Origin of the sequence: Pseudomonas brassicacearum (genome assembly GCF_003732265.1) — a bacterium.
Classification (GTDB): Bacteria; Pseudomonadota; Gammaproteobacteria; order Pseudomonadales; family Pseudomonadaceae; genus Aquipseudomonas; species Aquipseudomonas brassicacearum_D.
Genome location: NZ_MOBK01000006.1, coordinates 455,262 through 472,779 on the forward strand (window position 1 = coordinate 455,262; position 17,518 = coordinate 472,779).

The 17,518-nt window shown below is 60.1% G+C and carries 19 protein-coding genes; 11 read left to right on the forward strand and 8 right to left on the reverse strand.

What is annotated here, in order from left to right; all coding sequences use genetic code 11:
- Positions 1 to 19: 19 nt before the first annotated feature.
- From BK660_RS14845 to BK660_RS14865, 5 genes are all read left to right on the forward strand, one after another.
- Positions 20 to 1,669, forward strand: a complete 1,650-nt coding sequence (locus tag BK660_RS14845) for a phosphoethanolamine transferase (protein WP_123433906.1) — start codon at positions 20 to 22, stop codon at positions 1,667 to 1,669.
- 71 nt (positions 1,670 to 1,740) lie between these two features.
- Complete coding sequence (locus tag BK660_RS14850; protein ID WP_123433907.1) at positions 1,741 to 2,403, forward strand: class I SAM-dependent methyltransferase; 663 nt, start codon at positions 1,741 to 1,743, stop codon at positions 2,401 to 2,403.
- A gap of 122 nt (positions 2,404 to 2,525) precedes the next feature.
- Entirely contained in the window at positions 2,526 to 3,659 is a 1,134-nt protein-coding gene (gene rnd, locus BK660_RS14855) for a ribonuclease D (RefSeq protein ID WP_123433908.1), read from the forward strand.
- Complete coding sequence (locus BK660_RS14860; RefSeq protein ID WP_007898694.1) at positions 3,656 to 3,949, forward strand: YcgL domain-containing protein; 294 nt, start codon at positions 3,656 to 3,658, stop codon at positions 3,947 to 3,949. Before rnd ends, BK660_RS14860 begins: the two co-directional genes overlap by 4 nt.
- A gap of 121 nt (positions 3,950 to 4,070) precedes the next feature.
- Complete coding sequence (locus BK660_RS14865; protein ID WP_059181438.1) at positions 4,071 to 5,003, forward strand: D-2-hydroxyacid dehydrogenase; 933 nt, start codon at positions 4,071 to 4,073, stop codon at positions 5,001 to 5,003.
- Positions 5,004 to 5,128: 125 nt separating this feature from the next.
- Here BK660_RS14865 and BK660_RS14870 read toward each other — a convergent pair whose 3' ends face one another.
- Positions 5,129 to 5,722, reverse strand: a complete 594-nt coding sequence (locus BK660_RS14870; RefSeq protein ID WP_123433909.1) for a nitroreductase family protein — start codon at positions 5,720 to 5,722, stop codon at positions 5,129 to 5,131.
- A gap of 167 nt (positions 5,723 to 5,889) precedes the next feature.
- Here BK660_RS14870 and BK660_RS14875 point away from each other — a divergent pair, with 167 nt between their 5' ends.
- The gene (locus tag BK660_RS14875) at positions 5,890 to 6,339 is read left to right on the forward strand and encodes a YcgN family cysteine cluster protein (RefSeq protein WP_123433910.1); all 450 of its coding nucleotides are present in this window, start codon (positions 5,890 to 5,892) and stop codon (positions 6,337 to 6,339) included.
- A gap of 142 nt (positions 6,340 to 6,481) precedes the next feature.
- Entirely contained in the window at positions 6,482 to 7,711 is a 1,230-nt protein-coding gene (locus BK660_RS14880) for a hypothetical protein (RefSeq protein ID WP_123433911.1), read from the forward strand.
- A 133-nt stretch (positions 7,712 to 7,844) separates the two neighbouring features.
- Here the strand turns inward: BK660_RS14880 and BK660_RS14885 are convergent, their stop codons facing one another.
- The 4 genes from BK660_RS14885 to BK660_RS14900 form a co-directional block, all read right to left on the reverse strand.
- Positions 7,845 to 8,222 carry a YgaP family membrane protein gene (locus BK660_RS14885; protein WP_123433912.1) on the reverse strand — a complete coding sequence of 126 codons (378 nt, stop codon included), beginning with the start codon at positions 8,220 to 8,222 and terminating at the stop codon, positions 7,845 to 7,847.
- A gap of 92 nt (positions 8,223 to 8,314) precedes the next feature.
- The gene (locus BK660_RS14890) at positions 8,315 to 8,785 is read right to left on the reverse strand and encodes an RNA methyltransferase (RefSeq protein ID WP_008153126.1); all 471 of its coding nucleotides are present in this window, start codon (positions 8,783 to 8,785) and stop codon (positions 8,315 to 8,317) included.
- 199 nt (positions 8,786 to 8,984) lie between these two features.
- Positions 8,985 to 9,356, reverse strand: a complete 372-nt coding sequence (locus tag BK660_RS14895) for a YajD family HNH nuclease (protein ID WP_007898702.1) — start codon at positions 9,354 to 9,356, stop codon at positions 8,985 to 8,987.
- Between the two features lie 49 nt (positions 9,357 to 9,405).
- Positions 9,406 to 10,092, reverse strand: a complete 687-nt coding sequence (locus BK660_RS14900; protein ID WP_027925870.1) for a spermidine synthase — start codon at positions 10,090 to 10,092, stop codon at positions 9,406 to 9,408.
- Positions 10,093 to 10,187: 95 nt separating this feature from the next.
- Between BK660_RS14900 and BK660_RS14905 the strand changes: the two genes are divergently transcribed.
- On the forward strand, positions 10,188 to 10,478 hold the full coding sequence (locus BK660_RS14905; protein WP_123433913.1) for a hypothetical protein: 291 nt from the start codon (positions 10,188 to 10,190) through the stop codon (positions 10,476 to 10,478).
- On the opposite strand, the gene BK660_RS14910 is transcribed toward BK660_RS14905, so the two are convergent.
- Together BK660_RS14910 and BK660_RS14920 are read right to left on the reverse strand one after the other, a co-directional pair.
- Positions 10,475 to 10,948, reverse strand: coding sequence for a cyclic nucleotide-binding domain-containing protein (locus tag BK660_RS14910; RefSeq protein ID WP_007944003.1), 474 nt, complete (start codon positions 10,946 to 10,948; stop codon positions 10,475 to 10,477). The two genes, BK660_RS14905 and BK660_RS14910, sit on opposite strands and share 4 nt — an antisense overlap.
- A gap of 210 nt (positions 10,949 to 11,158) precedes the next feature.
- Complete coding sequence (locus BK660_RS14920) at positions 11,159 to 13,213, reverse strand: S9 family peptidase (RefSeq protein ID WP_123433914.1); 2,055 nt, start codon at positions 13,211 to 13,213, stop codon at positions 11,159 to 11,161.
- A gap of 248 nt (positions 13,214 to 13,461) precedes the next feature.
- On the opposite strand from BK660_RS14920, the gene BK660_RS14930 reads away from it, so the two are divergent.
- The 3 genes from BK660_RS14930 to BK660_RS14940 are packed head-to-tail and all read left to right on the forward strand — an operon-like array spanning position 13,462 to position 15,324.
- Positions 13,462 to 13,959 (forward strand): MFS transporter, encoded by a 498-nt coding sequence (locus BK660_RS14930; RefSeq protein ID WP_123433916.1) that lies wholly within the window; start codon positions 13,462 to 13,464, stop codon positions 13,957 to 13,959.
- 33 nt (positions 13,960 to 13,992) lie between these two features.
- Entirely contained in the window at positions 13,993 to 14,769 is a 777-nt protein-coding gene (locus tag BK660_RS14935; RefSeq protein WP_123433917.1) for a class II glutamine amidotransferase, read from the forward strand.
- Positions 14,770 to 14,781: 12 nt separating this feature from the next.
- Positions 14,782 to 15,324 carry a DUF2937 family protein gene (locus BK660_RS14940; protein ID WP_123433918.1) on the forward strand — a complete coding sequence of 181 codons (543 nt, stop codon included), beginning with the start codon at positions 14,782 to 14,784 and terminating at the stop codon, positions 15,322 to 15,324.
- Positions 15,325 to 15,403: 79 nt separating this feature from the next.
- On the opposite strand, the gene BK660_RS14945 is transcribed toward BK660_RS14940, so the two are convergent.
- Entirely contained in the window at positions 15,404 to 17,515 is a 2,112-nt protein-coding gene (locus tag BK660_RS14945; protein WP_123433919.1) for a TonB-dependent receptor, read from the reverse strand.
- Between the last annotated feature and the right edge of the window lie 3 nt (positions 17,516 to 17,518).

Below are 17,518 nucleotides of genomic sequence, written 5' to 3' on the forward strand. Positions count from 1 at the left end.
TCAGGAACAGCCGATCACCATGTTGAAGATTAAAGCCGTGCGCCCGGAATGGGTGACACTGATTGCCAGCGCCTTTTTGTTAACTGCCTTCAATTTTGTGCTGTGGCAGCACCTGTTTGAAATCACCGCGTCCGACGGTAAAGGCATTGTCATGCGCGTGGCGTTCGGGGCGATGATTCTCGCGGCTTTCAACATTGTGCTGACCTTGCTGGCGTTCAAGCGTGTGCTCAAGCCGGTCTTGACGCTGATCTTCATGATCAGCGCCGGGGTGGCCTACTTCATGAGCCAATACGGTGTACTGATTGACACCGGCATGTTGCGTAACTTTGCGCAAACCAATGCGACGGAAGTTCGAGACTTACTCTCGTTGAAGTTGTTGGCTTATATCTTTTTCCTGGGTGTTTTACCGTCGTGGTTATTGTGGAAAACACCGATCAGTTATCGTCGCTGGCACCATGAGTTATTAAGCAAAGTACTGGTGAGTGTTGTTTCCGCGGCCGTCATCGGCGGCGTGGCACTGATTAACTATCAGGGCTTGTCCTCTTTGTTCCGTAATCACCATGAATTGCGCCTGATGGTCGTGCCGAGCAACTACATCGGTGCCTCCGCCGGCTACGTGCGTGAACAGGTTGCTTCTGCCCATCAACCCTTTGTCAAAATCGGCGAAGACGCGCAGAAGAATCCGGTCTGGCAATCCCATGGCCGCAAATCCCTGACCGTACTGGTGGTGGGCGAAAGCGCCCGGGCCGAGAACTTCGGCATCCTGGGTTATGGCCGTGACACCACCCCGAAGCTGAGTAAAGAAGCCGGCCTGATTTCGTTTACCGATGTGCATTCCTGCGGCACCGAAACTGCCGTGTCCGTGCCGTGCATGTTCTCCAACATGGGCCGCAAGGACTACAACGCGGGCAAGGCGAAGAATGAAGAGGGCCTGCTGGACGTGCTTAAACGGGCCGGCCTGGACGTGATCTGGCGTGACAATCAGTCGGGCTGCAAAGGCACGTGCGATCGGGTCACCATCGACGACGTAAGCAACCTGAAAGACCCGGTGCTGTGCGCCAACAGCGAATGCCGCGACGAAATCCTGCTGCAAGGTTTGCAACATTTCATCGACACACTCGATAAAGACACCGTGCTGGTCTTGCATCAAATGGGCAGTCATGGCCCTGAATACTTCAAGCGTTATCCAAAAGAGTTCGAACATTTCACGCCGGTTTGTGAAAGTAACGCGCTGAACAATTGCAGTCGCGAAAGTATCGTTAATGGTTACGACAACACGCTGGTGTACACCGACCACGTGCTCTCGACCCTGATCGATCTGTTGCGCAAGAACCAGGAGAAAGTCGACACCGCGATGCTCTACCTGTCGGACCACGGCGAATCGTTGGGTGAATACAACCTGTTCCTGCACGGCACGCCTTACATGCTGGCGCCGGAACAACAGAAGCACGTGGCCATGCTGGCGTGGTTCTCCGACAGTTATCAGAAGTCGTTCTCGGTGGACACACATTGCCTGCAATTGAGTCGCGACAAACCATTGAGCCAGGACAACCTGTTCCATTCGATGCTGGGTCTGCTGGAAGTCAACAGCAAGGTCTACAACCAGGATCTGGACATGTTTGCCGGCTGTCGCGGAGCGGTGGTCGACGGCGTGTTGGCCAAGGAATGAACGTTTCAATTTTTTCAGGGACTGGCCGCTAACCTGCGGCCACTAGAGTCATCACCAAGAGTCAATTGCACATGTCTGCGCAACCCACATCCGCCATCGAGCTTGAGTTCGCCCGGCGCTACGATCAGGAACACGCCCGCGTCTGCCGTCAGCCGCAACCGCGTAGCCTGATGGGGCGCCTGGTGTTCTGGCGCGAGGAAAACCTGGTGCGCAATGCGCTCAAGGTGGCGGGCGAACCGGGGTTGATCCTTGACGTGGCCTGCGGTGCCGGGCGCTTCTGGCCGGTGCTGGCCGAGCACGCGAACCGCGTGATTCTCGCGTCGGACCCGTCCCAGGACATGCTCAACCATGCGCAGACTCACCATCCGCAGAGCCTGCTCAAGCGGATCAAGACCTTTCAGAGCTCAGCCTTCAGCCTTGGCTTGTCCGTTAACGCGGTGGACTGCATTTTTTGCCTGCAACTGTTTCAGCACATCACCTGCGCCGAACATCGGTTGGCGATGCTCCAGGAGTTCCACCGGGTCAGCCGCGATACCGTAATCGTGGCGGCTCGGGTCGACGGCTATTTCAATCTGCGCCGACCAGAGTCGGAGGCCGCTCACGCCCCGCAGCCGGTCAGCAAGGCTGAGATTGAAGCGGACTTCAAGCAAGCCGGTTTCCGGGTGCTGAGCCAGCAGGACGTCCTGCCGGGCTGTACGTGGATGCGGGTCTACGTACTCAGTAAGACCAGTTAGTCCCCGCTTGTCAGACATTTCTTGCTGTCGGGCAGGTCTTTTCGCTAAAGCTCTTGTTCAGTGATGCGCGGAAATCGCCGGGGGCGATATATACTGCGCGCCATTCTTCAAGGGAGAGCCGTGTGGCCATCGATATTCACTGGATTCGCGACAACGATAGCCTCGGTCAGTTTTGCGCCGAGTGGCAGCAGCTGCCATTCGTTGCCCTCGACACCGAATTCATGCGGGTCGACACCTTTTACCCGATTGCCGGCCTGCTGCAGATCGGCGATGGCGTACGCGCTTACCTGATAGATCCGCTGACCATCGACAACTGGCAGCCCTTGGCCGCATTGCTGGAAAACCCGGCGGTGGTCAAAGTCGTCCATGCATGCAGTGAGGACCTCGAGGTCCTGCTGCGTCTGACCGGTAGCCTGCCGGCGCCGCTGTTCGACACGCAACTGGCGGCGGCCTACCTGAACCTGGGTTTCTCCATGGGTTACTCGCGACTGGTGCAAGAGGTGCTGGGTATCGACCTGCCCAAGGGCGAAACCCGTTCCGACTGGTTGCAACGTCCGCTGTCCGACACCCAGATCAGCTATGCCGCCGAAGATGCTCTGCACTTGGCGGAAGTTTTCGTACAGCTTCGTCCGAAGCTGTCTGACGACAAATACAACTGGGTCCTGGACGACGGCGCCGAGCTGGTGGCCAACCTGCGCCGCGAGGTCGACCCGTACGAGGTCTATCGCGATGCCAAGCTGGCCTGGAAGCTGTCCCGCGCCCAACTCGCCGTGTTGCGTGAACTGTGCGCCTGGCGTGAGCGCGAGGCCCGTGCCCGTGATCTGCCGCGCAACCGCATTGTCCGTGAGCACTCCTTGTGGCCGCTGGCCCGGACTCAGCCGGACAACCTCGGCGCGCTGGCGAAAATCGAAGACATGCACCCGCGTACCGTGCGTCAGGATGGCGAGTTTCTGCTGGATCTGATCAAACGTGCCGCTAGTGTGTCGCCCGATCAATGGCCGCCCGCCGTGCCGGAGCCGTTGCCGGTGGATGCCGCCGTGCTGATCAAACAGCTGCGCGCCATTGGCCAGGCTGAAGCCGAACGCCTGAACATCGCGCCGGAACTGATGCTGCGCAAGAAAACCCTGGAAGCGCTGCTCAAGAGCGGCTTCCCCAATGGTCCTTACCAATTGCCTGATTCGCTGCGTGGCTGGCGCCGCGAATTGATGGGCCAGGCGTTGCTCGACAGCCTGGCCACCGCCGGAGAACAGCCTTGAAACGTATTTGCTCGATCTACCGAAGCCTGAAGAAAAACGAGATGTACCTCTATGTGCTCAAAAGCGATGCACTGGAGCGCGTCCCGGAATCATTGATGGCAGCCTTCGGCAAACCGCACCACGCCTTCGATCTGGTGCTGACCCCCGAGCGCAAGCTGTCGCGCGAGGACATCACCGTAGTTCTGGAAAACCTCGAAAAGCAGGGCTACCACCTGCAGATGCCACCGGCCGAAGACGAATACATCGAACACTTGCCGGAAGAATTGCTGCGCCGCAACGACCCGATGTAAGCAGCAGACAGGCTCTGTTCAGAGTCGGTGTGAAACACTGGAACGATTTTTGGCGATGACCGCGACGAGGGAGCCATACTCGCTCGGCGGTCGTCTGCACGGCTTTTGAAAGGTTTGAAACATGCGCGTTCTGATTGCTGAACACGACCACCCGGTGTATGCACAATTGCTGCGTCAGGCGGCGCCTGAGCTGGAAGTGCTCACCAGTGGCGACTCCGCTGAACTGGCCCGTCTGGCGGCTGATTGCCCGGTCTGGCTGGGTCAACCGGATCTGCTGGCCACCCTGTTGCGTCAGGGCCATGAGCCGCAATGGCTGCAATCGACTTGGGCAGGCATCACGCCGCTGCTGGTCGATGGCTTGCCGCGTCACTATCGCCTGACCCGCGCGGTCGGCATTTTTGGCCAGGTCATGGCCGAATACGTGCTGACCTACATGCTCGGCCACGAACGCGAAGTGCTGGCGCGACTGGTCAGTCAGGTCGAGCGCAAATGGGACAGCCGCCAGGGCCAAAGCCTGGCGGGTCGCAAAGTGTTGATCGTCGGCACCGGCGACATCGGCCAGACCGTGGCGAAGTTTCTGCTGCCGTTTGGCGTCGAGTTGTACGGCATTGCCAGCGAAGCCCGCGAGCAGGCACCGTTTATCGAAGTCGGCGCACTGGCGGACTTGCCGCGCCTGGTCGGCGAAGTGGATTACGTGATCAATCTGCTGCCGAACACCCCGAACACCCACGACCTGTACGACGCGGCACTGTTCAAGCAGTTCAAGCCGACCGGGTTGTTCATCAACGTCGGTCGTGGTGTGGCGGTGGTCGACGCCGATCTGGTCGAAGCCTTGAAAGAAGGGCATCTGGCGGGCGCGGTGATCGATGTCTGCCGTCAGGAGCCGCTGCCGCAACGTCATCCGTTCTGGACGGCCTGGGGCTTGCTGCTGACCGGCCACAGCTCGGCACCGACCTCGCCATCGATGATGGTGAATCTGTTTGTCGAGAACCTGCGGGCGTATGAGGCGGGTGAAGCGTTGCGCGGGGAAGTGGATTTCGAGCGCGGTTACTAAATCCAGCCTCAATCTAATGTGGGAGCGGGCTTGCTCGCGAAGGCGGTATGTCAGTCAGTGTTTGTATTGACTGATACACAGCCTTCGCGAGCAAGCCCGCTCCCACATTGGTTTTGCGGTGTTGATTAGAGGGTGAAGTCGCCTTCAGCCGCCAGTTCGCTCAACGGGCGACGCGGGCTCGGCTCTTCACGCGCTTGCAGGTAATCCGCCAGCGTCGCCTTATCCCCCAGTTTGCCCACCGCCACGGCCGCGTGCAGGGCATAACCCTCGGGAATGTTCAGCGCCTTGCGGGTCAGCTCCTGATCGAAACCGGCCATGCCGTGGGTGTGCCAGCCGCTGAGGCTCGCCTGCAACGCCAGGTGACCCCACGCCGAACCGGTGTCGAAGGTGTGCCACAACGCCGGGGTTTCTTCGGTCGCGCCCGGCACGGCGAAGGTGGTTTTCGAGATCACGATCACCAGCGCCGAGGCGTGTTGTGCCCAGCTGCGATTGAATTCGTTGAGCAGCCCCAGGTAACGCTCCCAGTTCGGCGTGTCGCGACGCGCGTAGAGAAACCGCCAAGGCTGCGAGTTGTAGGCCGACGGTGCCCAGCGCGCGGCTTCAAAGAAGCTCAACAGGGTCTCTTCAGGAATCGCTTCGCCGGTGAACGCGCGGGGCGACCAACGATCGGTGAACTGCGGGTGAATGGCATAGTCGGCAACGCGTGGATTAGCACTCATCAAGAGATTCCTTGCTACGTTTGAAAGTGAGGGGCGAGACGCGAAACCCTACTGGGCGGCGCAAAAACTGACAAGTCCGTTCTACCGGCAGTCGCCAATGCTTGGCCCGCAAGGGCCTTGGCACTAGACTGGCGGCCTTTTCACCACCTGATGTTGATGCTTGAGCCATGGCCGCCAAAGTCGAACCGTTCTGGATACGCAAAACCCTCGATCAACTGGATCAAGTGGAATGGGAGTCGCTGTGCGACGGCTGTGGCCTGTGCTGCCTGCAAAAACTCGAAGATGAAGACGACAACAGCGTCTATTACACGCGTATCGCCTGCAAACTGCTCGACCTGAAAACCTGCCAGTGCACCGATTACCCCAACCGGCGAGACTTCGTCCCGGACTGCATCCAGCTCACGCCGGGCAAGGCCGACGAGTTCAAATGGCTGCCACCGACCTGCGGCTATCGCCTGGTCAGCGAAGGCAAGGACCTGCCGCTCTGGCACCATCTGGTATGCGGTGATCGCGATGAGGTGCACCGCCAACGAATTTCACAATCCGGGCGCATGCTGGCCGAAGGCAGCGTGCCTGAAGATGACTGGGAAGATCACCTGATATTCCGCGCAGGTTAACTCTGGTGGGTGTTTTACCCTGTGGCGAGGGAGCTTGCTCCCGTTTGGGTGCGTAGCACCCACAAAACAGGTGATGATGACAAAAATCCAGGGCTGCCATGCAGCCCAGCGCGAGCAAGCTCGCTCGCCACAAGGAGTGTGTATGGCTGTGGGATTGCGGCTGGCGTTGGCAGTGGGGCTACTGGCCCTGAGTTCCTCCGTGTGGGCGGCGAAGAAAGTCGATCTGGATTACCTCGTGCGCCTGTTGCCGCAAAGCGATCAGGCGGAAATACGCTTGACGCTGGCCCAGGGTTCGGCGGTGCGCAGCCTGGATTTTGACCTGGGCGATGGCAGCCATTACAGCGACTTCAAGGCCGACGGCCAATGGCAACTCACCCCGGGCAAAGCCGCGCGGGGTGTCTGGCATCCATCCGCCGACAAGGCCAGCCTGACCTACCGCGTGCGCATCAGCCACGGGCGCAAAAACGGCAATTTCGACACGCGCATGACGCCAACCTGGGCGCTGATGCGCGGTGACGACCTGGTGCCGCCCGCCAGACTCGATCAAGAGGACGGTATCGAACTGGTTTCACGCCTTGAATTCGAGTTGCCCAGTGGCTGGAAAAGTGTCGAAACCGCCTGGCCGCGAATCGGCAAGAACAAATTCCGCATCGACAATGTGTCCCGACTGTTCGATCGGCCCACCGGCTGGATGCTCGCCGGCCACCTCGGCAGCCGTCGCACGCGGCTGGGGGAAACCGAAGTCACCGTTGCTTCGCCTCAGGGCCAGGGCATGCGCCGCATGGACGTGCTGACCTTGTTGACCTTCGTCTGGCCACAAGTGCAGGCCGTGTTCCCGCGTCATCCGGGCAAATTGTTGATTGTCGGCGCCAATGACCCGATGTGGCGCGGCAGCCAGGGCGCGCACGAATCGATTTACCTGAATACGCGTCTGCCGCTGGTCAGCGAAAACGGTAGCAGCGCGCTGGTGCGTGAACTGGCGCAGGTGTTCGCACGGATCAACGACACACAGCGCAGCGAATGGATCAGCGAAGGGTTTGCCGAGTATTACGCCATCGAACTGGTGCGCCGAGCCGGCGGCATGAGCGATGAGCGGTATGAAAGCCTGCACGGCAAGCTGATCAAGGACAGCCAGAAGGTCACGACCTTACGCGGTGATCAGATCAGCCCGGCGCAGGTGTCGAAAGCAGTGGTGTTGCTACAGGAGCTGGACCGCGAAATCCGCTTGAAGACGCGCAACAAGCGTTCGCTGGATGATGTGCTGCGCGGGGCGATGCCTCTGGAGAGTGTCGATACCAAGGCGTTTGTTCAGCTTGCCGAGAGCGTCATTGGCGAGCCTTCCAAAGTACTCGATAGCGAGTTGCTTCAGTAACACCGCCTTCGTCGGAACGCCGCCCGGACCAAGCCCGCTCCTACATTCGACCCCATTCTTTTGAAGGGACTCGGTCGAATGTGGGAGCGGGCTTGCTCGCGAAGAGGCCCTAAGTCCCGCTACAACTCTCGGATCAAACGCCAGTCTTCGGCGACTTCAACGAATCATTCCCCGTCACCGTAGCCGTGTTGGTCGCCGCCTCGGCATTCGCTTTCAACGTACGCAACTCTTCCCCGGCCCGCTCGATCTTCGCCCGTACGTTGTCCATGTCCTGGCGGCTCTTCTCGATCATGCTTTTGACCGAACTGTGCCCGGTAATCCCGCGGGCCAGTACCACACCGCCGATCGCCACTTGAATCAAGCCGAAAATCCCACCGCGACGCAGGCCCTTGCCCATCATCACCACGCCACCGGCCACGGAGCCGGCGCGCTCCCAACCGTAAACGTTGTGCTCGGAACGGCTCTGGAACGGGGTGGATTCAATACGTTCTACGCGTTTGAGTTCGCTCATGATCTTTCTCCTGGCAGGAAGGGCTGCTTCAATCGTGGATAGTTAAGCTGACTGCCAAGGCGGGCGGCTTGTTCCATCGAATGTGCGTCGAATCAGCGAAATTTCGCCCCGGAACGGGTGTTGAGCCCTTTGGACATGCGGTCGTAAAGCACGACGTTGACGGTGGCCGCCAGGTTCATGCAACCGGTGGTCGGGATGTACACCACGTCTTCGCACCAGTCGCGAATCTCTTTATCCAGCGAGCCGTCTTCCGGGCCGAAGATGTAGAGGGCACGATCGGGATGGGTGTATTCCGGCAGGGAGCGCGCACCTTCGACCAGTTCCACGGCCACCGGCACGCAGCCCAGCGGCAGGATTTTTTTCAGGTCGTCGATGCCGATCAGCGGGATGTCGTAGTGGACGCGCTTGGTGTCGGTGACGAAATCGGCGGCGCGTTCATAACGCTTGCCGGTGTAGAACACGGACGCCACGCCATAGCAGCCGGCGGCGCGCATGACCGAACCGACGTTTTCCGGTGATTTGGGGTTATACAAACCAATGCAGCTGTACCGTTTGTCTGCCACGAGCGGGGTGCCTTCGGGGAAAAAACGGCGATTATACGGGGATTGGGGGAGGGGTGTTCAGTTTGAGATTGGTGGTGCCTGGGCGATCGCCTTCGCGAGCAAGCCCGCTCCCACATTCGACCGAGTTCCGTCATGAAAATACGGTTGAAGGTGGGAGCGGGCTTGCTCGCGAAGGGGCCGGATCAGGCACTGAAAATCTTCAGTCTTCTTTTTTCATCAACCCAGCCAACGCCGCAAACGGGTTATGCGTCGCCTTGGCGATTTTCGGCGTGCTCAGCGAGCCTTCGTCGAAATACTGCTGATCGGTGTACCGCGAGTGTTCATTGTCGTGGCAGTACAGGCACAACAGTTCCCAGTTCGAGCCGTCTTGCGGGTTGTTGTCGTGGTTGTGGTCGCGGTGGTGCACGGTCAGTTCGCTCAGGCGCTTGCCGGAAAACTCACGGGCGCAGCGGCCGCACACGTGGGGGTACATCTTCAGGGCCTTGTCGCGGTAGCCCATTTCCTTGTCGCGCTGGTTGTCGGCGAGGATGCGGTCCAGCTTCGAAGTGTTGGTCGGGGTGGACGAACTCATGGGTTCACCTTTGCAAAAAGACTAATGACGGTTATGACGTGAGTTTAGCTCAGCCCTTGAGCTTCTCGGCAATCCAGATCGTGTGGCGCGTGCCCTTGTTGCCATGCGCGAAGACCTGGACTTCCTCGGCCTTGAAACCGGCCTTCTTCAATTTGTCGGAAAACTGCTTGTCGGCGCTGGCCGACCACACTGCCAGCACGCCTTTTGGCCGCAGGGCCTTGGCGCAGGCGCTCAGGCCACCGGCGGAATAGAGCCAACTGTTGGCTCTTTGGGTCAGGCCTTCAGGGCCGTTGTCGACGTCGAGCATGATCGCGTCGAAGCCTTGGGGCTCGGCTTGCAACACCTTGGCCACGTCTTCCATGCGAATCACGGTGCGCGGGTCAAGCAGCGGGTTACCGGCTTTCTCGCCCAGCGGCCCGCGGTTCCATTCCACCACGCCCGGCACCAGCTCGGCGACCACCACTTCGGCGGTCTTGCCCAAATGCTTGAGCGCCGAGGCGAGGGTGAAGCCCATGCCCAGGCCGCCGATCAGCACCCGCGAATTCGGCCGGCCGGCGACTTTGCGGCACGGAATCTCGGCCAACGCATCTTCGGAGCCGTGCATGCGGGTGTTCATCAGTTGCCCGCCGTCGCCACCCTGGATCTTGATGACGAAATCCTCACCGTATTCGAACAGGCACAGGGCACCGCCGTTTTCAGGGATAGGGGCAGTGTCGAGCAGAACGAAACGTTTCATGGGGCTCTCTTGAGAAGGATTGGCATAAACGGTGAGGGCAAACGGGCGCAGTTGGGAGTAGCCTGAAAGTGACAACAAGGCCAACGGAGCCATTGATGAAGCGCACTATTCTAACGGCCATTGCTCTGGCCGCGCTCTCGATTACTGCAGTGCAGGCGCAAATGCTGCAACCCATCCCTGTCAGCCCCGCGCCTACGTCTGGGGCGCCCGGCACCGCGACCCCGACGCCGTATCCGCAAATCAGCGCGCCGTCCATGCCCAAAGTCGGGCCGGGCAGTGGTGGGCCGCCGCTGGTGCCGATTGAAATGCCCAGCCCGCCGACCAAGGACCAGCCCGTGCCGGGGATCGAGCCAAACCCGTCGAAAGCCAAATCGCCGGGCGGTTAAACCTGCTGCGAAAGCAGTTGCCCGTCGGCCATGCGCAAGCGTTTGGAGAGGGAGACGGCAAGGGCGCGAATGATCTTGGCGGCGATTTTCGGCGCGTCATTGATCATCTTTTCCAGGGAGTCCTTGCCCAGGTTCAGCAGCTGACAGTTGCTCGCGGCCACGCAACTGGCTGAGCGTCGTTCGCCATCCAGCACCGCCATCTCGCCGAACGAACGACCGCTGCGCAACGTGGCCATGGTCACCAGTTGCCCGTCACCGTTGGTTTTTTGCACCGCCACCTGGCCGGTGTGGATGATGCACATGAAGCTGCCGGCATCACCCTCGTGGAAAATTTCCTCGCCCTGGGCCACGGTGCTGATGCTGAAATAGCCCGAGGCCGCCGCGAAGTCGACGGGCAGCAATTGGTCGAACAGGCCGCAGTCCATCAGCCAATCGCGAATTTCGTTGTTCAGTAAGGTCGGTTCTGACATGTCGTCACGGTCTTTTTCTTGTGTCTGATTCCGGTTTTCGGGATGTCCCCAATCCCTTGTGGGAGCGGGCTTGCTCGCGAAGGCGGTGTGACAGTCGGTACAGATGGTGACTGACACGACGCCTTCGCGAGCAAGCCCGCTCCCACATTGAAATTGTGTTGTGCCGGGCCCGGGGTCTGGTCTTAAGACCGGCACACCGGGCCAAGTTCCTCAGGCAATGCCCAAAACCTTGAACAAAAATGCGTATTCGAGCGCTACGTCACGCAATCCCTGATATCGACCGCTCATCCCGCCATGCCCGGCACCCAGTTCGGTCTTGAGCAGCAGGGGGTTGCTGTCGGTTTTGGTCGCGCGCAATTTTGCCACCCACTTGGCCGCTTCCCAGTACTGCACACGGCTGTCGTTGTAGCCGGCAATCACCAGGGTCGCCGGATAGGCTTGCGCGGTGACGTTTTCGTACGGGGCGTAGGCCTTGATCCGATCATAAACGTCCGGCTCCTCAGGATTGCCCCATTCGTCGTATTCCGTGACGGTCAGCGGCAGGTCCGGGTCGAGCATGGTGTTGAGCACGTCGACGAACGGCACTTCGGCAATCGCCGCACCGAACAATTCCGGGCGCTGATTGAGCACCGCGCCAATCAGCAAGCCACCGGCACTGCCGCCGCTGATCGCCAATTGCGGCGCGGTGGTGAAACGGTGGGTAATCAAATGTTCAGCACAGGCAATGAAGTCGCTGAAGGTGTTGTGTTTGTGTTCCTGCTTGCCGGCGCGATACCAGGCCTCGCCCAATTCACCGCCGCCGCGAACGTGTGCGATAGCGAAGGCCATGCCGCGATCCAGCAGGCTCAGGCGGGCGTGGGAGAACCACGGGTCGAGGCTTTCGCCATAAGCGCCGTAGCCGTACAGATACAACGGCACGGGTTGGCCCAGATGTTCGCGCTTGACCACCAGGCTGATCGGCACCTGTGTACCGTCCGGCGCGGTGGCCCACAGGCGCTGGCTGACGTAGGCATCGGCGTCGAACGGGCCGAGCACCGGGGTTTCCTTGAGCACTTTCTGCTCGCCGTTGCTCAGTTCCAGCTGGCGGATTTGTGCCGGACGGTTCAGGGCTTCGTAGCGCAGGCGGATCCTGTCGCTGACGAACTCCAGGCTGTTCTGGACGTGCAGGCTGTAGGCCGCGTCCGGTAATTGCACGCGATAAGGCGCCAGGCCTTGTGGGTGAACTTCGATGATCGGCAAGCCGCCTTCACGCAGGCTCAGGGTCATGGCGCCGGTGTTCAGGCTCATGCCCTCGATCATCACGCTGTCGCTGTGGGGGATCAGGTTCTGCCAGTCGGCTTCGGTCGGCGCCACGCCGGTATCGACGGCGCTGTACAGGGCAAAGTTGATGCCGTCGCGATTGGTGCGAATGAACCAGGCCCATTGGCCGTCGAGGGCGCCGTGATCGACGTCGTACTCATGGTCCTCGACCCGTGGCGCCAGGCAGGTGAAGGCCTGATGTGGCACGGCGGCATCCAGTGCCCAGACCTCACTGGTGGTCTTGCTGCCCAGGGACAGCAGCAGTTGCAGTTCGGAGCTGGAGCGGTAGCAATGCAGGAAAAAGCGTCCGTCCGGTTCATGGAACACTTCTTCGGCGGCTGTACCGTCGAGTCGATAGCGGAACAGTTTGTGCGGGCGATGGGTGTCGTCCAGTTCGCCGAAAAACAGGGTCAGGCTGTCATTGGCCCAGGTCATGCTGCCGTCACAGTCCTGGAACTCCAGTTCGCTGACGCGACCGTTGGAGAGTTCCTTCACGAACAGCGTGTAAATCTCATCGCCCGTGGAGTCGATACTGTAGGCCAGGCGCTGGTGGTCCGGGCTGATGCTGAATGCGCCCAGGGAAAAGAAACCACCGTTGGCCAATTCGTTCGGGTCCAGCAGCAGTTGTTCCTGGCTTTCGTCGAGTTGCAGGCTGTCATCGACCGGGCGCGGGCAGCGGTAGTGCCGGGCGTATTCATCACCGGCGGTGGTCCGCGTGTAATACAGGTACGGGCCCCAGGGGGAGGGCAGCGACAGGTCGGTTTCGAGAATCCGGCCCTTGATTTCTTCGAACAGGGTTTCGCGCAGTCCGGCCTGATCGGCGGTCAACGCCTCTTGATAGCTGTTTTCAGCCTTGAGGTAGTCGAGCACCGCGTCGGTGTCGCGCTCCTGCAGCCAGGCATACGGGTCATCGCCGTCAGCCTTGTGGGCAATCGGAGCGGCGGAAACGTTGGCGGATAAGGGCATGGATGGCTCTCGACAAAGTACGAAATTGGGCGCCTGGCAGCAGGCATGCAAATCTGGAGGCCTCTGCAAATCCTGTGGGAGCGAGCCTGCTCGCGAAGAGGCCATCACCTTCAACATCAATGTTGAATGACACACCGCTATCGCGAGCAGGCTCGCTCCCACAGGTTCTGTATCTTGACCGACAGGTATTGGGGCAAGCCTGATGGGCGAAAAGTCGTTACTATAAGCGCCTCTTTGCCTGCCTTGCCATGGACACCATGACCGAGAACGACTATCTGATCGCTTGGGGCTTCTACGCCTTTGCCGCTTTTGGCTGCCTGTTGGTGTGGATGCGCTTGACCCGCTGGATGTGGCGCTGGCTGCGCGAGCCGCTGCGGCTGCTGGTGGCGGTCTTGCTATTCAGCCCGACCATCATCGATCCAGTGAAAGATAAAGTTGCGCCGGCCATCGCCATCACGGCGCTCGACCTGTTGTTCAAGGTCGGCAACAACGCCTGGCGGGCGATTTCCGATCTGTTGATGTACGGCATGATCGCCTTCGGCCTTTATCTGGTCATGGTGGCGATCCGCTTCCCCATCGAGCGCGCTTCCAACGCTCGCAAGGAACAGGCAGCCGCCGCCAAGGCAGCGGCCAAAGCCGAAGACCCGGACGAAGATCTTCCTTTCGGCGGTGCCGGTGATGATCGCTACGGTCGCCCACCGGTGCCGAGCAATCCTCAGCGATTGCGCGTCGAGCCGCGTTTATAACCTTGCCCCTGCCTTTTCATCGAGAATCCGAGCATGTGTGAGTTATTGGGCATGAGCGCCAATGTGCCGACCGATATCGTGTTCAGCTTCACCGGGCTGATGCAGCGCGGCGGCCGTACCGGTCCGCACCGTGATGGCTGGGGGATCGCGTTCTATGAAGGTCGCGGCCTGCGTCTGTTTCAGGACCCGGCCGCCAGTTGCGAGTCTGAAGTCGCGAACCTGGTGCAGCGCTATCCGATCAAAAGTGAAGTGGTCATCGGGCACATCCGCCAGGCCAATGTCGGCAAGGTCTGCCTGTCCAATACCCACCCGTTCGTGCGCGAACTGTGGGGGCGCAACTGGTGTTTCGCCCATAACGGCCAGCTCGCGGACTTTCAACCGACCGCCAGCTTCTACCGCCCCGTCGGCGATACCGACAGCGAGGCGGCGTTCTGCGATTTGCTCAACCGCGTGCGCGCTGCCTTCCCGGAGCCGGTCGAGGTTGAAAAGCTGCTGCCAGACCTGGTGGCGGCCTGCGCCGAATACCGTAGCAAAGGCGTGTTCAACTGTCTGCTCAGCGACGGTGACTGGCTGTTCTGCTATTGCTCGACCAAATTGGCCCAGATCACCCGCCGGGCGCCTTTCGGCCCGGCGCGCTTGAAGGATGTCGATGTGATCGTCGACTTCCAGGCCGAAACCACGCCCAACGACGTGGTGACGGTGATTGCCACCGAACCCCTGACCGAAAACGAAACCTGGACCCGCTACGAACCGGGCCAATGGAGCCTCTGGCGACGCGGCGAATGCGTCAGCCAGGGCAAGACCGAATAAGGATCTCCCCCGATGTTGCTCAGTTATCTACGGCTGGTGTTGTTTGCGGCGGGCCTGTTGATCGGTGTCCAGGTGCCGGGTTTTATCAATGATTACGCGAAGCGGGTCGAGGCGCACCTGATTGAGGCGCAGACCGGGTTGAGCGGTTTCCAGGGGACGGCCAACGAGTTCTTCAAGGGCGACATGCAGGCGCTGGTCGCCCATTACCGCGCCAGTGAAGACCCGATCTTCCGCAGCGATGCCGACAGCCTGAGCAACCTGCTGACCCGCCAACTGGCGTTGGACAAGCAATTCCAGGCCATGCAGGGCCCGTGGTACATCCGCTTCCTGCAAGTGGTGCTGGCCGCCGACCCGGACATCCGCAAGGAAACCTGGAATGGCTACAGCTACCAGATCCTGTTGACCCCGGAAGCGATGATCTGGGGCATGAGCGGCGCGATGCTGCTGTCGTTCGGTATTGAATGCCTGTTCCGTTTGATCGACTGGGTGGTGCTGGGCGGCAAACGCCTGCGCCAGAGCCGGCCGATCGAAGACCGGGATGTGCGCGGGCTGTAACCCTGTAGCCGGTTTGCCAGCGATTGCTGCGACACGGTATGTCTGGCAGATCGTATCGCTGGCAAGCCGGCCCCAGCTTTTACCAGTCGACTGAGTAGCTCATGCTCAGCGTGCGGCCTTCGGCGTTGGCGAACGGCATTCTGGCGTTGGCCTGGGTGAACAGGTTTACGTAAGTGCGATTAGTCAGATTAAACACTCCGCCTTCAAGACGACCGACCGGCAGTTGCACGGAGCCGAGCAGGTCCACCAGCGTATAACCATCGATGTCGCGTCCGTTGTTGTCCTTGTAGGCGGCGTCATAACTGGACAAATGCATGCCTTGCAGGCGCAGGTTGTAATCGTCTTCGATATAGCCGACGAACAGCGTGGTCTTGGCCGGTGAGATGCGCGTGGCCGGCAGATCGATCCATTTGCCGTTCTGCTCGGTCTCGCCTTTGGCCCAGGCGTAAGTGCCACCCACCGACCACTGATCAGTCACGCGGTAGGTCAGGTTGTTTTCGATGCCGCGAACGCGCTCTTTCTGATTGATCAGACGCAATACGCGATCATTGGCATCGTAGAACTGGGTCACGTCCGAGGTGTTTTCATACACGGTGACGTCGGCCTGCCATTGGTCCCAATTACCGCGCCAGCCCAGCTCGTAACTGTTGACCTTGATGGCCTGGGCGTTGAGGCTCTGAATATCGAAGGTGCTGCTGACATCACGCATGAAGCGCTGGATATCCGGCAGCGAAAACCCCTGGCTGAAATTGGCGAATACATCCTGGTTTTCGCTCAGGTGGTAGACCGCCCCCAGGTTGTACAGCGTGTCATCATATTTCAGGGTGTCGCCGGGCAGTATTGCGCGTATGCCGGTCTGGACGATCTGACCATAAGCAATGCTGTCGGAGACGTCGCTTTCGATCCATTCGCGGCGCACACCACCTCGCAAGGTCCAGTCACCGATGTCCCAGGACATCTGTCCGAACAGCGATTTGGTGGTGGTTTCGATGTCCGGGCCCAGCTCGTAGGTGGTGCCGGTCTTGGTGTAGGTCAGGCCATTGAGCGTGTATTGATCACCTCGTTGGCGGGAGCGCTCATTATCATAGTCGGCGCCCCAGACCAAGTTACCCGTGGCGCTGCCGATGGCCGGCAGCGGCGTGTCGATGGCCGCGCGCAGGCCGTAGACATCCTGCACGCTGTTGTTGTCAGAGATCCCTGCCTTGCCCCGCGACAGGTCCGGGAAGAACAGTGCATCGGCGCGGCGCCAGTAGCTTTCCAATTGCAGGCCTTGGCCGTAGAAGTCGTTGTCGGTGTAGTTGAGGTTGGCCGCCTGGTTATGGGTATAAGGTTGATCATCCAGTTTCAGTCCCTTGACCGCCACGGCTTGCTGCGAGTTTTTCGGGTCTTTGGTGTAGCCAGTGTCCTGCTGATCCTTGTAGTCCTGTAGCGACAGGCTGATTTTTTTGTCGGCATCCAGTTCGTAACCGAAACGACCTTGCAGGTCATAGGTTTCGGTGTCCATGTTGCTGCCCTGAGAGGTGTCCTGAGGGATGCGGTTGCCGTTGCCGTCGTACTGATCGTTGCGCTGGGTCAGGTCGGCGGAGACGTACCAGTCCAGGGCATCCTTGCGCCCGGTCGCACTCTGAAAGGCTTCGTAGGCGAAGCCTTTGCTATTGAGGTTATTACCGCTGGTCAGGCCCAGTTTGCTGCTGTAAGCAATGTCCTGACCCTGATTGCGTTTGGTGATGATGTTGATGATGCCGCCTGAAGCACCGGCCCCATAAATGCTGCTGGCGCCGGAAACCACCTCGATGCGTTCGATACTGGCCGGTGCGATGCTGTTGAGCTGGCGGAAGTTGTCACGGGTGGCGTTCTGCGATACGCCGTCGATCAACACCAGCATGTTGCGCCCGCGCAGGGTTTGGCCAAAATTGCTCATCCCCCCGCTGGACGGCGCAAGACCGGGGACCAATTGCCCGAGTATGTCGGAGACCCGGCGACCTGCGCCGCTCTGCTCGCGGACCTGCTGTTCGTCGATCACCTGGACCGAACCTGGAATCGAGGCGATGGTCGCTTCGCTGCGAGTAGCGGAGACGACGGTGGCTTGCATGTTCAGAGTGCCGGGCTGCTGCTCGGTATCCTCGGCCTGGGACTGGGCGCTGAAGGTACCGAGCAGCGGGATCAGCAGGGAGAGTTTGGTTCGGGTCATGAT

What these genes read in the sequence shown, in the direction of transcription:
- BK660_RS14865 (WP_059181438.1), top strand. Translation starts at nt 4,071, where the DNA reads ATGCGCGTTCTGATTGCTGAACACGACCACCCGGTGTATGCACAATTG.
- BK660_RS14905 (WP_123433913.1), top strand. Translation starts at nt 10,188, where the DNA reads ATGAAGCGCACTATTCTAACGGCCATTGCTCTGGCCGCGCTCTCGATT.
- BK660_RS14920 (WP_123433914.1), bottom strand. Translation starts at nt 13,213, where the DNA reads ATGCCCTTATCCGCCAACGTTTCCGCCGCTCCGATTGCCCACAAGGCT.
- BK660_RS14910 (WP_007944003.1), bottom strand. Translation starts at nt 10,948, where the DNA reads ATGTCAGAACCGACCTTACTGAACAACGAAATTCGCGATTGGCTGATG.
- BK660_RS14930 (WP_123433916.1), top strand. Translation starts at nt 13,462, where the DNA reads ATGGACACCATGACCGAGAACGACTATCTGATCGCTTGGGGCTTCTAC.
- BK660_RS14895 (WP_007898702.1), bottom strand. Translation starts at nt 9,356, where the DNA reads ATGAGTTCGTCCACCCCGACCAACACTTCGAAGCTGGACCGCATCCTC.
- BK660_RS14870 (WP_123433909.1), bottom strand. Translation starts at nt 5,722, where the DNA reads ATGAGTGCTAATCCACGCGTTGCCGACTATGCCATTCACCCGCAGTTC.
- BK660_RS14875 (WP_123433910.1), top strand. Translation starts at nt 5,890, where the DNA reads ATGGCCGCCAAAGTCGAACCGTTCTGGATACGCAAAACCCTCGATCAA.
- BK660_RS14880 (WP_123433911.1), top strand. Translation starts at nt 6,482, where the DNA reads ATGGCTGTGGGATTGCGGCTGGCGTTGGCAGTGGGGCTACTGGCCCTG.
- BK660_RS14850 (WP_123433907.1), top strand. Translation starts at nt 1,741, where the DNA reads ATGTCTGCGCAACCCACATCCGCCATCGAGCTTGAGTTCGCCCGGCGC.
- BK660_RS14900 (WP_027925870.1), bottom strand. Translation starts at nt 10,092, where the DNA reads ATGAAACGTTTCGTTCTGCTCGACACTGCCCCTATCCCTGAAAACGGC.
- BK660_RS14845 (WP_123433906.1), top strand. Translation starts at nt 20, where the DNA reads ATGTTGAAGATTAAAGCCGTGCGCCCGGAATGGGTGACACTGATTGCC.
- BK660_RS14945 (WP_123433919.1), bottom strand. Translation starts at nt 17,515, where the DNA reads ATGACCCGAACCAAACTCTCCCTGCTGATCCCGCTGCTCGGTACCTTC.
- BK660_RS14940 (WP_123433918.1), top strand. Translation starts at nt 14,782, where the DNA reads ATGTTGCTCAGTTATCTACGGCTGGTGTTGTTTGCGGCGGGCCTGTTG.
- BK660_RS14935 (WP_123433917.1), top strand. Translation starts at nt 13,993, where the DNA reads ATGTGTGAGTTATTGGGCATGAGCGCCAATGTGCCGACCGATATCGTG.
- BK660_RS14885 (WP_123433912.1), bottom strand. Translation starts at nt 8,222, where the DNA reads ATGAGCGAACTCAAACGCGTAGAACGTATTGAATCCACCCCGTTCCAG.